Here is a 15338-nt window from a genome sequence, read left to right on the forward strand (position 1 = left end):
ATAGGAATTAAATTCATTAAATCGTCCTTTTGTTAGCGCTAACATTTCTGGAATGATCTATTCTGCTAGACTCTTCCAAAGTTAAATGTCTTGTTTCAGGAGCCATAAACAATGAAACTATAAATCCGATAAAACATAATACAGCACCAATAATCATAGTTGTTCCTATCCCAATACCATTCATTGAAATTGGAAGCAAAAACGTACCTACTGCTGCTCCTACTCTGCTCATTGCAGTTCCAAACCCTACCGCAGTAGCTCTAATCTCAGTTGGAAAGAGTTCATTTGGGTATACATATTGAAGTACACTGGAACCCCCATTAAAAATGGCAAATATAGCAAAAAGTCCTATAATCAAGCCTATCGAAGCTTCTGAAACTATACCTAATAAAAATAATGTTATACCAGTTATTAAAAAAGGCCATATTAGAATATGTCGTCTTCCAATTTTGTTCACTAAAAACAAAGTAATCAGTGCACCTATAAGGAAGAAGGCGCTTGTGATTACGGCCCCTAGATGTGCAGTATTTCCTTCATTAAATCCAAAAGCTGATAAAACTGATGGAGCGAAAGTCATAATAGCAAAAGTAGGAACCACTTGCATCATCCAAAATACACTCATAAATATGGTTCTTTTATCATAACCCCCACGAAAAATGTTCAGGAAAGATGTTTTTGGTGGTTCTGCTGGAATATCACCTAAATCTGCACCTTCGCCAAAGGCTTTTTGTAAGTTCACTCGCGCCTCCTCTATACGTCCCTTGCTCACTAACCATTTAGGTGATTCAGGTGTACCCGCCCGTAAAAAAAGCACGATTAAAGACGGAACTGCACTAGATGCCAGAATCCACCGCCAGCTATTTTCGCCAAGATCCATAAGCAGATATCCTACTATAAAAGCTGCTACAGCACCAACCCACCAACCAAGAACCAGGAAGGATAGCATAAAACCACGGTGTTTGCGTGGAGTAAATTCTGCTAACAGAGATGTGGCAATTGGATAGTCTGCCCCTACAGCAACTCCAAGAACAAATCTTAATATTAGAAGTTGCCATCCTTCTCCAACAAAAAACTGAAGTACAGATGCTACTACAAATACTACTAAATCTAATATATACATCGTTTTTCGACCGATTATATCAGTAAGATACCCAAAAATAAGCCCTCCAAAGAAAATTCCCACTAATGCTGAAGACCCAATCAAACCAATCATTAAAGGTGAAAGACCAAGTTGTGGGGCCAATAATGCTAAGGCGATCCCAATTATACTAAGTATATAACCATCACAAAATGGTCCCCCAGCTGTATAGATTGTTACTTTCCAATGAAATTTGTTAAGTGGTAAATCATCTATCAGCACTTTGTCCGTACTCATTTCCATCCCCCTTAATTCTAATAATCTCTTTTCACCAATAAATATAAATCCAATTCTAAGCTTTATTTCAAATATGAACTGTCATATTCTTTTAATTGATTTATTCGTATCTTTTATAGAATTTTTTTTACTTTGTTTTATTTTCTAAATATTCCGGAAAATTCTGGGTCCTTATTTAAGACCGCATAAAACCAATTACTAATTTTCATTTAGAATTAAGAAGCATGTCAAATTCTCCTGGCTATTTTTGCACCTTCGTACGTTGCTGCTTCAACTGTTCGAGGAGCTACTGCATCTCCTAATAAATGCACATTTTTAAACCCGTTATTTAAAAGGGCTTTATAAATTCTGTCATTTGCTTTATTTCCTAGCCATGTAACTAAGACATCAACATTTGAACTTACATGCTGTTCATCAGAATAAATATTTTCAATTTCTATTTCTCTATTATGAATAGATTGTATCCTGCTGTTTGGCTTTAAAACTGCTCCATTTGTTAACAACCGTTTATATAATGGTGTTCTTAATGTTGGATGGATATCTTCACCAATAGAAAAGGTTGGAGAAACAATTTCAACTTCAGCACCATTATTTATAAGGTATTCAGCAGCACTTATTGCTATTTGACTTCCAGCCTCACCACCTGCATGATCCCATATGATTGCTTTTTTAAATTCAATGTTTTTACTATCCAGTACTTGATGAGGAGTAACTATTTTAACCAATATGTCTTCGTTTACTGACAAAGAAGGAAGCCAATTTTCTGAACCTAAGTCAGCTGGTTCAGCTCCTGTTGCAACTATAATTTCGTCGGCATCTAGTTTTAAGAGCATATCTTTTGTAATTTCATTATTAAAATGTACTTTTATATTTAATTTTTCTATTTGATTTTCAAACCAATTTATTGACTTTTGGAGTTCATTCATCGAAGGAGTATTTGCCCAAAGCCGCAATTGTCCCCCAATTTTATTATTTTTTTCATACATTTCTACTGTATGCCCGCGTATAGCAGCAACTCTAGCAGCTTCTAATCCAGCAGGACCTCCCCCTATAATGATTACCTTCTTATTTTCTATTGCAGGTATAATTGGTCCTAATTTCTTTGAACGGCCAGCTGATGGGTTATATATACAGCGAACTGGTTTACTTTGAAGCACTTGTTTAATACAATAGTTCGAACCAACACACGGACGTATATCTTCAGGGCGTTTTTCTCGAATCTTTTTTATGATTTCTGGATCAGCTATATGTCCTCGAGTCATCGCTACCATGTCTGCAAAACCTTCGGAAATAATTTTCTCAGCCAGTTCAGGTTCGGTTACTCGCCCAACTGCAAAGACGGGGAGCTTTACTACCTCTTTAATTTGTTTAGCTAAATTTACAAAAAGTCCGTGCGGTGCGGGGGTAGCAGGCCAATGCTCCCATCGTTGAAATCGATCCAAGTTAGTACCAGAAATAACATTTAAATAGTCTACTTTTTTTGTTAACTCCAATCGCTTAGCAATTTCTTTTGCTTGTGTGATGTCTATACCTCCATCAACCTTTTCATCAGCTGAAAAACGAATACCAATAATAAAATCCTCACCAACATACTTATAAACTGTATCGATAACTTCAATTAAGAAACGCATACGATTAGCTAGATTACCACCGTATTGATCAGTTCGATGATTTGCATAACCTGAAAGGAATGCAGAAATTAACATACCGTGAGCTGCCGTTATTTCAACTCCGTCGAGACCACCTGCCTTAGCTCTGTAAGCTGCTTCCCCAAAAGCTTTGACTACTTCTTGTATCTCCCCTGCTGTCATTTCATGAGGTGTTACACGCATTATTTCTGAGCCAACGGGTGAAGGTGCCCATGCTGGTTCCTCCAGGACTCCTGTCCAACCAGTTGCACCAAAATGTGTTAATTGAGCAAGTATCTTTCCACCTTCTTCGTGAACTACCTTTGCTAATTTCTGATAGCCGGGAATAATAGTTTCATCATGATTCACTAAACAGTTATATTCATTCATTCCAGTGGGATGTACGGATGTTGCACCCGTTATCTGCAGCCCCGCTCCTCCAGCCGCGAGATTTTGGTGATATTGAAGATACTCTTCTGTCGGTAAACCATTCTCTGCTAAAACAGGTTGATGAGCTGATACCAAAATTCTATTTTTTATCTTTATTGGACCAATACTAATCGGGGAAAGTATATTACCAAGATTCCGAATTTTGATTCCGTGATTCATTTTGTTAAACCTCCTGACCCTAAATTATTTAATTTTTTAAGCACATACAATCAACGTTTTATTAGAACTCTAAAATGTTACTAACTACTCACCTTCAAAACCCAAGTTATATATGATCTATCGATATTACTGTTTTTAGCAGTTAAAGGATTTTAGATATTCATTGGTTCCTTATTATCTTTATCTATCTGACTAAACCGTCTCTTAAATCTGTCAGGAGCAAATGGGCTGATATTGACGTCCGAGTTACCATTAACAATTAAATCAGACATTATTTTCCCTGTAGAAAGTGACATGGAAATTCCGCTCATGGCATGACCAGTGGCCACATACGTATTTTTCAACTCTGGTACTTCACCCAAAACCGGCAAGCCATCAGGTGTCATTGGACGCATACCTACCCAATTCTTTTGGTTTTCTCCTGATAAGGGAGTTTTTAAATAATCTTGAAGAGTAACAAGTAAGCTCTTAATTCGACGTTGGTCCAGATTTGTGTTAATCCCGGATAACTCCATGGTTCCCCCAACACGCAACGAATCACTAAACGGACTAAGTGTAACTCTTGAATCTCCTAAATAGAGCGGTTGTTGAAGCTGTAAAGATGGAGAGGTAATTGTAATACTATATCCTTTACCTGCAGTCATTGGGAAGGATACACCAATTTTATTTAACATGTCAGCAGCTAGAACACCTGTGGTTATAAGAAAATAATCTCCCTCAATTGTTTCATCTAATGTTTTTACACCAACTATTTCATCTTCCTTTATAACAAAATCCTTTACCTCCGAATGGGATTTAACCTCAGCCCCATTTTTTACTAACCAATCTTTAATAGCCTTGGTTAATGACTCAGGGCGTGTATGACGTTCATCCGGCAAATAAAGTCCACCTGCTACATTATCCGATAGAGCAGGCTCCATTTTTAATAATTCTTTTTTTGACATTGGTACAGGTGCAGATAAGCCAATCTTTTCAGCATGACAATATATATTGTATTTTTCTTCGATATATTTCTCATTTAGAAACACAAATAATAGGCCTTTTTTATATACTTCAAACTTTATATTCTCATCTTTTTCAAGTTCATCAAATAAGGATAGTGTATCTCTGCTTATCTCCAATCCAGCTTCATAACCTTTTTTGAAGTCTGCCTCATTACAGTATTTTCTAAAATGATATATCCATCTTGTTAATGAAGGTAATGCAGAAGGTTTAATATATAGCGGACTATCACTTTTCATCATCCATTGAAAAGTAGTTTTAAAGAGACCAGGTGCAGGTACTGGATCAGATAAACTTGGAACAATCCACCCCATATTTCCACTGGAACACCCCATACCAGGTTCTTCCTTATCTATAACCACTACTTCAAATCCTTTTTTTCTTAAATAATAACTACTTGCAAGTCCAATAATTCCACCACCAATAATGATCACTTTTGGCATTTTTTCATCCTTTCCAGATCTATATAAAATAAATTAATAATGAATACTTTGAAAACCGATTTCGTAAATAATTACCATTGTTCCAATAGAAAGAATACCAAGAATCGGATATTTTAATTGGCCCTAAAATTAATCAGCATAGTAACATCAATATTATTGGAAATGTTTAATCTAACAGCATACCAATTTCTCTGCGTTTTGCATTTTGATAAATGAAATTTCCCACAACAACATCAAACAGTGCAATGCCTGTTGATTTGAAAATAATACTTTTTTGAGCTTCATGATTTATGGAGTATTTGTTTGTAAGATAAGAAGACATCGTTTCAATTGCATTTTCATTAATCCAGTTATGTTCTAGAGGAGTTTTCATATCACCAGATTCTAAAATTGCATCTTTGGAGTCTACAAATATATGGTCAGATATGTGGTAAAGAGCTTCAGGAAATTCCCTCATTGTTGGTTGAAAAGAGCCAATACCAATGACTAATTTGTTTTTTAATAAAGAAGTATCGTTCGGTAAAACCGGCGTAGAAGAGGTTGTAGCTGTGATAATAATTTCCGCATCCTGAATTGCTTCATCTGCAGTCTTAGTTCTATGAAATGTGGGAGGACTGTCAATCCAACTGCAAAATGATTGAATAAAAGAATCAATCTTTTCATTTGAACGATTATATAAATATATATCTGTTATAGGGCGTACCGTACAGGCTGCAATTGCTTGGTACAGCCCTTGAACTCCTGTTCCTATAATCGCTATTTTTTTTGCGTTCGAATTTGCTAGATGGCGGATGGCAGATCCGCCAATCGCACCCGTTCTAAATCCAGTTAAGAATGCACCATCTAAAATCGCTTGAATTTCTCCAGTTTCAATACTATTAAGAATTACTAATCCATGAAGTGTAGGTAAACTTTTATTATCAGGAAAAGATGTGACGAGTTTTGTGCCGATTGCTTTGTTTGTTATACAGGGCATAAGAATTAACGTATTTTTATCCTCATTTATCTGCATCCTTGTTGGCATTTGAAAGTCATTAGCCCCATATAATCTGTATGCTTCGTCAATCGCATTAATAGCTTCTTCCATCGTTATTGCCTGCTTAATATTATGTTCATTTAAAAATAACAAAACATTACCCCCATTAGTTCTTGTTTACATTTTAATTATTACTAATATTTCTATTTATATTAGTTTATAATGAAAAAAGACAAAATATCTACCGTTAAAATGACTAAAAATAATCCATTCGATTTTAAAGATGACATAATAAAATAATAGAAGATGGACTCTGCATGTTATGTATAATAGTTAAACAACTAATTACTATTCTCGTGCAATATGCACAATTTTAAGTAAACGCTTTCAACTGTTGTTTTTAAATGAAACAGGATCTTGATTAGAGTATTCAAGTTCCTGTTTCATTTATATTGACACAATGATTCGTCAAAAGTTGTTTAAAACCCTAAGCAGCGCAATAGTCTCTTGCTCCCCCTTTCCTCATACATCAATCTGCGCACGCTGAAGCATTCCACTATAATCAACATAAACTGCCTTCCATTCTGTAAACACGTCGAGAGCCTGAACACCAGAATCACGATGACCATTCCCCGTTCCCTTTGTTCCCCCAAACGGCAAGTGTATTTCTGCCCCAGTTGTACCTGCATTCACATAGACAATTCCTGTATCCAGATCCCGCTGTGCTTTAAATACACGATTGACATCATTTGTGAAAATTGAACTGGATAGACCATACTCGACTCCATTATTTACTTCAATTGCCTCTTCAAAGCTTTTTACAGGAACCAAGCATACAACAGGACCAAAGATTTCCTCTTGTGCAATCCGCATATCTGCTGTCGCATCGGTGAACAATGTTGGAGCAAAATAGTTTCCTTGGCGATATTCTCCATCCGTCAATTCATAGCCGCCAGCAAGAAGGTTAGCACCTTCATTTTTCCCAATTTCAATATAGCTTTTTATCTTATCTATTCCAGCTTTGTTAATAATTGGACCAACCTTAATGGACTCATTTAAACCATTACCAATCGTTAAATTTTCCATAGCTGCTAGTAATCGTTCTTCCAATGTTTCTTTGACAGTTTCATGCACAATTACTCGGCTGCACGCTGTGCAACGTTGACCACTCGTCCCAAATGCGCTCCATAAAATTGCCTCTACAGCAAGTTCAAGATCTGCATCATCCATAACAATCACAGCGTTTTTACCGCCCATTTCTAATGAAACTTTCTTCAATTGCTTTCCGCATGCTGCAGCAATATTCCGCCCTGTATCATTTGACCCTGTAAAAGAAATAACCCGAATGTCTGTATGGTGAACAAAGGCATCTCCAACTGTAGATCCAGAGCCAAATACAACATTTATTACACCTTTTGGCAGACCAGCTTCTTCAAAGATTTTGGCTAATTCATACGCCATAATCGGAGTTTCCGTTGCAGGCTTCCATACTACTGCATTTCCAGCGATAATTGCCGGAAACGATTTCCACGTAGCAATCGCAATTGGAAAATTCCATGGGGTAATAATTCCAACAACACCAACTGGGGCACGCTGACTCATCGCAAATTTATTCTTTAATTCTGCTGGTGTCGTTTGGCCAAAAAGCCGGCGCCCTTCCCCGGCAATATAAAAAGCCATATCGATTCCTTCTTGCACTTCTCCACGAGCTTCTTCAATCACTTTGCCATTCTCCTGTGTTAAAAGCTGTGAAAGCCTTTCTTTCCGTTCTTTCAGGAGATAACCAACACGATATAGTACTTCTGCCCGTTGTGGTGCCGGAACTAGCGCCCATTCCTTTTGCGCATTTTTAGCTGCCTGCACTGCTTCCTCTACATCGCCTGAATCAGAAAGTGGTACTTGAACAATCTCCTCACCTGTCGCAGGGTTAATAACCCCTGTAGATTTACCTGCCTCAACCCACTCTCCATTAATAAAGTTTGCTAGTTTCCTTGTTTCTAATTGTATTGTCATATTAACTCTCCTTCTCAGCTATTCATTTTCCGCGTAATCCCGTGATTGTTTGTGAAACAGAGATTTGCTCCTTTTCCGTCATAATCTCAATAACAGCAATCTTGTTTTTTATTAGCGCTTTATCAAATGCAGATGCAAATTCCTCCGGAGATTCTACTGCATAGCCATCTGCACCCATACTGATGGCTAAATCTTTAAAAGAAACCTGTCCTAAATCTGTACCAATTACTTTTTCTGGGTAATGCACTTCCTGGTGCATCCGAATTGTGCCATACATATTGTTATTAAACACAAGGCAAATAATCGGAATATGATAGCGAACAGCTGTCTCCAATTCTTGAACGGTCATCATAAATCCTCCGTCACCTGATAGGGAAACGACCTGTTTCGTCGGAAAAGCAAGCTTTGCTCCCAATGCTGCAGGCATACCATACCCCATTGCACCCGATGTTGGTCCAATGTATGTATGCTTTTCTTTAAACATATAAAATTGATGCAGCCAGCCTGCAAAATTACCTGCGTCATTCGTTAATAAGGCATCATTTGGCAGTTTGTCCTTCAGGATTTCGATTACTTCTCGATTGATCACTTCATCCTGTAAAGTTGCTAAATCAGTTACTTTTTCAAAAGTTTGCCGTCTTGCTAATGTCCAATCCTCCCAATTTACCGGCATCGATAGTTCATTTAGTAAGCGTAAGGCCTCCTTAGCATCCGCTACAATCCCAACTTCTGGTGTATACACCTTGCCAATCGTGTCATAGTCAATATCGATATGGATTAATTTTTGACCGGAGTTTATAATTGTGTAATCCTGTGTGGTCACCTCTGATAACCTTGTTCCTAGTGCAAAAACAACATCTGCTTCACGAACGGTTTCGAGTATCTCTTTCGGCGTACCCAATCCAAGATGACCAGCATAATACTTGTTCTGATTTGGAAACACATCATGCCTTCGAAAGGCAGCAAGTACAGGAAGCTTGTTTTTTTCTGCAAAATCAATTAATAACTTTTCTGCCTGAGCGCTCTTTATACCACCTCCTGCAATGATGATTGGTTTTTTTGCCTCCAGGAGCAGTGCCTTCACCTGGTTCATTTCCTGTTTAGATGGTGCAGGTCTTGGCGGCACTAACTTCGGACCGAATTGCATGAGTGCTTTTACTGGAAGAACGTCTTCTGGTAAGGAAACAACAACTGGTCCTGGTCGTCCAGATTGTGCGATCCGAAATGCCCGGCTAACGATTTCCGGTGTCCGCTCCGGGTCTGTAATTTCAACGGCCCATTTCGTGATTGGTTGGAAATAGCGATCTAAATCAACTTCTTGAAATCCTTCTCTGCCTCTGAACTTTCTGCTAACCTGACCAAGAAAAACAACCATTGGGGTTGAATCCTGATAAGCCGTATGCACACCAATCGTCAGATTACTTCCACCTACAGCTCTCGTTGCTAATACAACGCCTGGCTTTAATGTTGCTTTTGCATATCCTTCTGCCATAAAAGCTGCTGCACCTTCATGCCTGGCAGAAATCAGCTGGATGGATTGTTCATCATATAAAGCATCGAGAACCGGCAAGTAGCTTTCGCCAGGCACACAGAAAACCTTTTGTATCTCACTCTGTTTCATACATTCAACAATTGCACTGGCAGCAGTCATTTTTTCTGCTTTCATAATCAAGACGGGTTCACCCCTAATCCATCTAAGTTTTTCATTCGCTTGATCACTTCATCTAAACGCTCTTCAGATACGGACAAAGATATTCGAAAATGTCCTTCCCCACCAGGACCGAACGCAGTTCCAGGAGTCACAATAATACCTAATTCATCTAAAAGCTTGTTAGCAAATCCAGCAGACGTAAACCCATCCGGAACGTCTGCCCAAAGAAAAATTGTGCCTCTTGGCTTATTTGCTGTTATCCCTATCTCAGCCAAAGCGCTGTGGAGTTTTTCCATTCTTTTTTTAAAAATTGCACTATTTTCTTTCACCGTTCGATGATCGCTTCGCAATGCAGTAGCTGCAGCTAACTGAATTGGAAGAAATTGACTTGTGTCAATATTGCTCTTTAAAGTTGCAAGCGCTTGAATAATTTCTTTATTTCCAACAACATAGCCGATTCTCCACCCGGTCATATTATAGCTTTTGGATAATGTTCCAAATTCGATTGCATTATCTTTCGCATTCGGTACTTGAAGCACACTTGGTGACTTATACGTGTCAAATGTAACAAGATCATAGGCAGCATCATGGGCAAGCAGAATGTTATTTTTAACAGCAAATTCAACTGCCTCGGCAAAGGTTGATAACTCAACCGTTGCTGCTGTCGGGTTGCTCGGATAATTTAGAAACATTAATTTTGCAGCTTCTCGCTCGCTCTCTGTGAGCGAATCATATTGTGGAACATAGCCGTTTTGCTCATCGAGCGGCAAGGATACCGCATCCCCACCAGCCAAATGAACGCCCATCCGATAAACGGGATAACCTGGATCAGGGATAAGTACTGTATCACCCGGGTTGATTACTGCCTGGATAAGATTAACAATCCCTTCCTTTGTACCAATAAGAGTTAAAACTTCAGTGCTCGGATCTAAATCCACACTATAGTGCTTTTCATAAAAGGAAGCAACTGCTTCTTTAAATTCCTGTATGCCGCTATAAGGGGAATAACGGTGGTTCGCAGGCTGTTTGGCCTCTTTTATTAGAACATCATAAATAAAGTCAGGGGTTGGCAAATCAGGTGCACCAATTCCTAAATCAATCACATCCACTCCTTTTTCCTGCAAAGCTTTCTTCTTCCTGTTAAGCTCTGAAAACAAATATGCCGGCATATTTTTCACGACATCGGATACAAAATCGTTCATTCTGTCTCCCCTTTTTTATTAAGATCATTTTTCAAATCTCTCTAACCATCATACAATTGCCTCTTCAACAATTAACTTATTATTAGCAAATCGCTCAAAGCATAATGGACTTAAATCCAATGTTTCATATGAACCAGTACGAATGAGCTCGGATAATCCTTTTCCAATCGCAGGCGCCTGCTGCATACCGTGCCCGCTAAATCCACATGCCAAATAATATCCTTGCAGCTTAGGATGCCCTCCTATAATAGCGTTCTGGTCAAGTGTATTATGGCTGTACATACCTGCCCAGCCTCGAATTATTTTGGCATTTTCAAAGTTTGGCACGCGTTGGCTTAGAATTGGCCATAAATGTTCATAGAAAAAATCACGGGACCATTTAAAATCAATCCCTGGCTTTACTTTTTCAGAGTAACCAGCAATCAGGAATTTTCCTTCATGTCGGAAATAAACACCGGTTGGATCAATGGTTAAAGGCAATTCATTCGTTAACGGTTTCGAAATATCAAATTGAATGATTTGGCGCTTGAATGGGACAACTGGAATTGATAAACCAATTGTTTCACTTAATAATGGAGCCCAAGGACCTGCACAATTTATAACAATCGGCGCATGATATATCTCGCCATTCTTTAATTGCACACCTGTAACCTTGTTTCTTTCCTGAATAATTGTCTCGACCTTTTCATATTGGTATACGCCACCAAGCTGCTTTGTTTTCCGGATGTATCCTTGCATCACAGAGTAAGGATCTAAATATCCATCTTCTCTGCAATAAAGCCCGCCTTGTAAATCATCGGTATGCAACTCAGGAATAATTGCCTTCAGTTCTTCACTTGATAACACCTCTGAAGGCACCCCATATTTCGCTTGTAATTGCTGCTGCTTAAATAGCCGATTACTATTTTCATTAGTTGATAGAAATAGATAACCATTCTGTTTAAAATCAATTTTTGCCTGTTCAGAGTCTACAGCCATATCCTCTGGAAATGTCTTATACTTTTTTAAGCTATACCTGCTAATCTGAATATTGATTGCTGTCGTAAATAATTGCCTAATACCACCAGCACTTCTTGGTGTAGAGGCAAATTCATACGTTTTATCCTTTTCAAATAAAATAATTTCTCCTTCAAACCCATCATTTAAAAGATTAAATGCGATACTTGATCCAATAACCCCGCCTCCGACAATAATAATGTCTGTCTTTTTTACCAAAACCGCACCTCCAAGCCCATTTAAAAAATCTTATAGTTTATTTATAGCTTTGTAATATCAATAAATCTATAGACAAGATATACAAAAATTTAAGTTTTCTATATTTTCCTAATTATATTACTATGTTAATATAGAATTAAATGAATCGAAATAAATGGAGGTGACGATTATTAAAGGTTTTGTGCAATTTGCACAGAAAATAGTAAAATCGACTTCAGATATATTACCTTTTCCTATCAGTTTAATTGATGAAAATGGCTATATTATCGGATCAACAAATCCAGATCGAATCGGAACAGTTCATCCCCCTTCTAAAGAGGCTTTACAGAAAAATACTGTACTAATATATGATGAGGAAAAAACAAAAAATATGAATAATGTTCTGCCAGGCGTCGTCATTCCTTTAACATTTGAGAGTAAAGCCGTTGGGGTCCTTGGTATTATCGGTCCACCAGAACAAGTAAAGCCTTATGCATACTTAGTGAAAAACTATGTTGAAATGATGTGGCAAGATGCAATTCGTCGACAAACAAAAGATTTGCGTCTGAAAGCAGCCGAAACATTTGCCCAATATGTTTTATTGAATGATACACATAATCAGCAAACACTAGAGCAGTACTGTGACATGTTTCAGATAAATTATGATTCATATTGCTTTTGTATTGTGATAGACATCGGAAATGCCTTATTAAAAAATACAACGATACAACATAAAGTTGGAGATATAAAAGCAGAGTTGCTGGAGTCAACACGTGAGGCATTCCATTGTAAACAGGAGGATAGTCTTTGTACATTTTTAAACTCAGAGAAAATAATTTTATTAAGTTCCGCCCTCAGCGAGAAAGCATATATAGATAGACTTCATTGTTTTGAAAAGCAAAGTTTAAAATTGATGGCTGTTCTGCGATCGTTTCAAATTAAACATACGGCCATTGCTATCGGCAGCCTATCACAAACCATCGCAGGAATAGATCAATCATTCCGAGAAGCAAACAGCTTAATTCAGTATGGCGAGCAATTGGATATCTCACCTAAAATTTACAGTTACCATAATTGGGATTTGTTACTCGGTTTGCTTCCGGAACAAATGAAAGCCGATTACAAAGATAGACTTGCATTCAGGCTATTACCGTTACTCCAGGATAAGTCTGCTTCAGAGCTCGCAAAAACATTTATAACTTACTGTGAGACAAATATGAATACGAGTAAAGCTGCAAAGAAGCTCTTTATTCATCGAAACACACTTATTTATCGGTTACAAAAGATTGAAGAAATAACTTCACTGGATACTAAAAGCTTTGAACATTGTATGCTGCTATACTTAGGTTTAAAGAGACAATTTTATTAACCACTCAACTCTTTTTAATGAAAGCGAATTTGGAATCGCTTTCATTATTTTTTGTGCAATTTATATATATGTATTAATTACCCTTAACCTATTATAGTCATTCATTTATTTGATGCATTCCAAAAATACCATTTGAAATAAAACAATTTTTTTGTGCAATTATGCTGTATTTTTTATTCCCTCTTTCTTATATACATAGAACAATATAATTTAACTATTTTTCAAAGCAACCTTCATCCTTGGCAATCAACATAATAGATTGGATTACACAAAACAAACTATGCAATTGCAGAAGGAGTTGATGCATAGATTAATAGTACCGATTCAAGTTATTTCCGGTTTGATTTCATTTAATCGACATGGAGGCTGTTATGAATACGATTATTTTAGTTGAATTTATTCTTTACTGCATTGTAATTGTTTGTATAGGCTACCATTTCAGTAAAAAAACAAAGACCCAAGCGGATTATTTATTAGGCGGCAAAAAATTGCCTGGCTGGGCATTAGCCTTTTCTGAGCGCGCAACAGGAGAATCCGCTTGGCTTCTTTTAGGTTACACCGGATTTGTATTTATGACTGGTTTATCAGGTATATGGGTGGCTGCAGGAATCGCATGTGGAATCATTTTTGCTTGGTTAGTTTTAGCTAAAAAATTTATGGCGGAAACAGATAAATATAATGTGATAACCTTGCCGGATTATCTAGCTGTCCGATTCGGTGAAAAAGCGAAAATAATCCGCTGGTTAACTAGTGTTTTAATTGCTGGATTTTTAATGTTTTATATCAGTGCTCAAATGGCTGGTGCGGGAAAAATGCTATTTACAACCTTTGAAATTCCTCCATTTATCGGTATTTTAATTGCCACATCCATTATTATTTTAACAGCTTTCGCTGGTGGGTTCATTTCAGTTGTATGGACGGACTTGATACAGAGTGTAATGATGTTAATTACATTGGTCGGCTTACCTATTGTCGCACTTGTTTATATATATACAAATGATCTATCAATCAGTCAATCTCTAACTACTTCAGGTGAACCATTTAATTCATGGTTTGGTGGTTTAACTGGGTTTTCACTTGGTGTACTTTTCTTTAATAACTTCTCCTGGTTCTTCGGCTTTTTAGGTGGGCAGCCACAACTTAGTGTTCGGTTTATGGCGTTGAAGAATAATAAAGAGGCTAATCAGGGCAGTATCGTTGCTATTATCTGGACATTCCTTGCATATGGCGGTGCATTTCTAATTGGTCTGGCTGCAATAGCAATGTATGAACAAGGATCATTCTCCGATGTTGAAACGCTGTTACCTACTATGGTTCTTCAATTAATGCCACCATGGCTTGCTGGGCTTCTGCTGGCTGGTGTATTAGCAGCAATTATAACAACCGCAAATTCCCAGTTATTAGTAGTAACAAGTTCAGTTACTGAAGATATTATTCATAAAGCTCTGGGTCTGAATATAACAGACAGGCAACTTGTTTGGCTATCTCGTCTTTCTGTAGCATTTTTTGGACTTGTAGGTATGGGCATCGCGTTAGTTTCAGAATCATTAGTGTATTTAATTGTCAGCTGGGCTTGGGCTGGTGTCGGCTGTACCCTTTCTCCCGCTATTCTGATGACATTTTTCTGGAAGCGCTATTCAAGCGCCGGCGTTATAGCCACCATCTTATCCGGATTAATTTCAACAATCATTTGGATAAGTACACCACTTGAGGGAATGATCACATCGCGCTTTACAACTTTCTTCATTGCAGCTCTCTTTGGGATTATTTTTAGTTTTTTAATTCCCGATAAGAAAGAAAATATATGAGTATTTACATGTACTGCATTTTAAAACGATTTAAAGTTTTACCCATTACCAAAAATGCCTGCAGCAAT

General features: G+C 37.5%; 10 protein-coding genes. 2 read left to right on the plus strand and 8 right to left on the minus strand.

The features are described 5' to 3' along the window. Window positions 1–16: 16 nt before the first annotated feature. The 8 genes from NSQ77_RS01885 to NSQ77_RS01920 all read right to left on the minus strand — a co-directional run bounded on the left by NSQ77_RS01885 (window position 17) and on the right by NSQ77_RS01920 (window position 12114). Window positions 17–1375 carry an MFS transporter gene (locus NSQ77_RS01885; protein ID WP_339228527.1) on the minus strand — a complete coding sequence of 453 codons (1359 nt, stop codon included), beginning with the start codon at window positions 1373–1375 and terminating at the stop codon, window positions 17–19. Window positions 1376–1602: 227 nt separating this feature from the next. Beyond that, window positions 1603–3612, minus strand: coding sequence for an FAD-dependent oxidoreductase (locus NSQ77_RS01890; RefSeq protein WP_339228528.1), 2010 nt, complete (start codon window positions 3610–3612; stop codon window positions 1603–1605). A gap of 152 nt (window positions 3613–3764) precedes the next feature. Further along, entirely contained in the window at window positions 3765–5057 is a 1293-nt protein-coding gene (locus NSQ77_RS01895) for an FAD-dependent oxidoreductase (RefSeq protein WP_339228529.1), read from the minus strand. 166 nt (window positions 5058–5223) lie between these two features. Next, window positions 5224–6186 (minus strand): ornithine cyclodeaminase family protein, encoded by a 963-nt coding sequence (locus tag NSQ77_RS01900; protein ID WP_339228530.1) that lies wholly within the window; start codon window positions 6184–6186, stop codon window positions 5224–5226. A 369-nt stretch (window positions 6187–6555) separates the two neighbouring features. Further along, the gene (locus NSQ77_RS01905) at window positions 6556–8046 is read right to left on the minus strand and encodes an aldehyde dehydrogenase family protein (RefSeq protein ID WP_339228531.1); all 1491 of its coding nucleotides are present in this window, start codon (window positions 8044–8046) and stop codon (window positions 6556–6558) included. Between the two features lie 22 nt (window positions 8047–8068). Next, window positions 8069–9697 carry a thiamine pyrophosphate-dependent enzyme gene (locus tag NSQ77_RS01910; protein ID WP_339230917.1) on the minus strand — a complete coding sequence of 543 codons (1629 nt, stop codon included), beginning with the start codon at window positions 9695–9697 and terminating at the stop codon, window positions 8069–8071. Window positions 9698–9714: 17 nt separating this feature from the next. Then, a complete protein-coding gene (locus NSQ77_RS01915) occupies window positions 9715–10899 on the minus strand; it encodes an aminotransferase class I/II-fold pyridoxal phosphate-dependent enzyme (protein ID WP_339228532.1) in 1185 nt (394 codons plus the stop codon). 48 nt (window positions 10900–10947) lie between these two features. Next, window positions 10948–12114 carry an FAD-binding oxidoreductase gene (locus NSQ77_RS01920; RefSeq protein WP_339228533.1) on the minus strand — a complete coding sequence of 389 codons (1167 nt, stop codon included), beginning with the start codon at window positions 12112–12114 and terminating at the stop codon, window positions 10948–10950. Between the two features lie 154 nt (window positions 12115–12268). On the opposite strand from NSQ77_RS01920, the gene NSQ77_RS01925 reads away from it, so the two are divergent. Beyond that, a complete protein-coding gene (locus NSQ77_RS01925; RefSeq protein WP_339228535.1) occupies window positions 12269–13462 on the plus strand; it encodes a sugar diacid recognition domain-containing protein in 1194 nt (397 codons plus the stop codon). Window positions 13463–13833: 371 nt separating this feature from the next. Then, on the plus strand, window positions 13834–15270 hold the full coding sequence (locus tag NSQ77_RS01930; protein WP_339228536.1) for a sodium/proline symporter: 1437 nt from the start codon (window positions 13834–13836) through the stop codon (window positions 15268–15270). The last annotated feature ends 68 nt before the right edge of the window (window positions 15271–15338 follow it).

The sequence above is a fragment of the Oceanobacillus sp. FSL K6-2867 genome, from assembly GCF_037963145.1.
Taxonomy (GTDB): domain Bacteria; phylum Bacillota; class Bacilli; order Bacillales; family Amphibacillaceae; genus Oceanobacillus.

What these genes read in the sequence shown, in the direction of transcription:
- NSQ77_RS01885 (WP_339228527.1), bottom strand. Translation starts at nt 1,375, where the DNA reads ATGAGTACGGACAAAGTGCTGATAGATGATTTACCACTTAACAAATTT.
- NSQ77_RS01890 (WP_339228528.1), bottom strand. Translation starts at nt 3,612, where the DNA reads ATGAATCACGGAATCAAAATTCGGAATCTTGGTAATATACTTTCCCCG.
- NSQ77_RS01895 (WP_339228529.1), bottom strand. Translation starts at nt 5,057, where the DNA reads ATGCCAAAAGTGATCATTATTGGTGGTGGAATTATTGGACTTGCAAGT.
- NSQ77_RS01905 (WP_339228531.1), bottom strand. Translation starts at nt 8,046, where the DNA reads ATGACAATACAATTAGAAACAAGGAAACTAGCAAACTTTATTAATGGA.
- NSQ77_RS01910 (WP_339230917.1), bottom strand. Translation starts at nt 9,697, where the DNA reads ATGACTGCTGCCAGTGCAATTGTTGAATGTATGAAACAGAGTGAGATA.
- NSQ77_RS01915 (WP_339228532.1), bottom strand. Translation starts at nt 10,899, where the DNA reads ATGAACGATTTTGTATCCGATGTCGTGAAAAATATGCCGGCATATTTG.
- NSQ77_RS01925 (WP_339228535.1), top strand. Translation starts at nt 12,269, where the DNA reads ATGGAGGTGACGATTATTAAAGGTTTTGTGCAATTTGCACAGAAAATA.
- NSQ77_RS01930 (WP_339228536.1), top strand. Translation starts at nt 13,834, where the DNA reads ATGAATACGATTATTTTAGTTGAATTTATTCTTTACTGCATTGTAATT.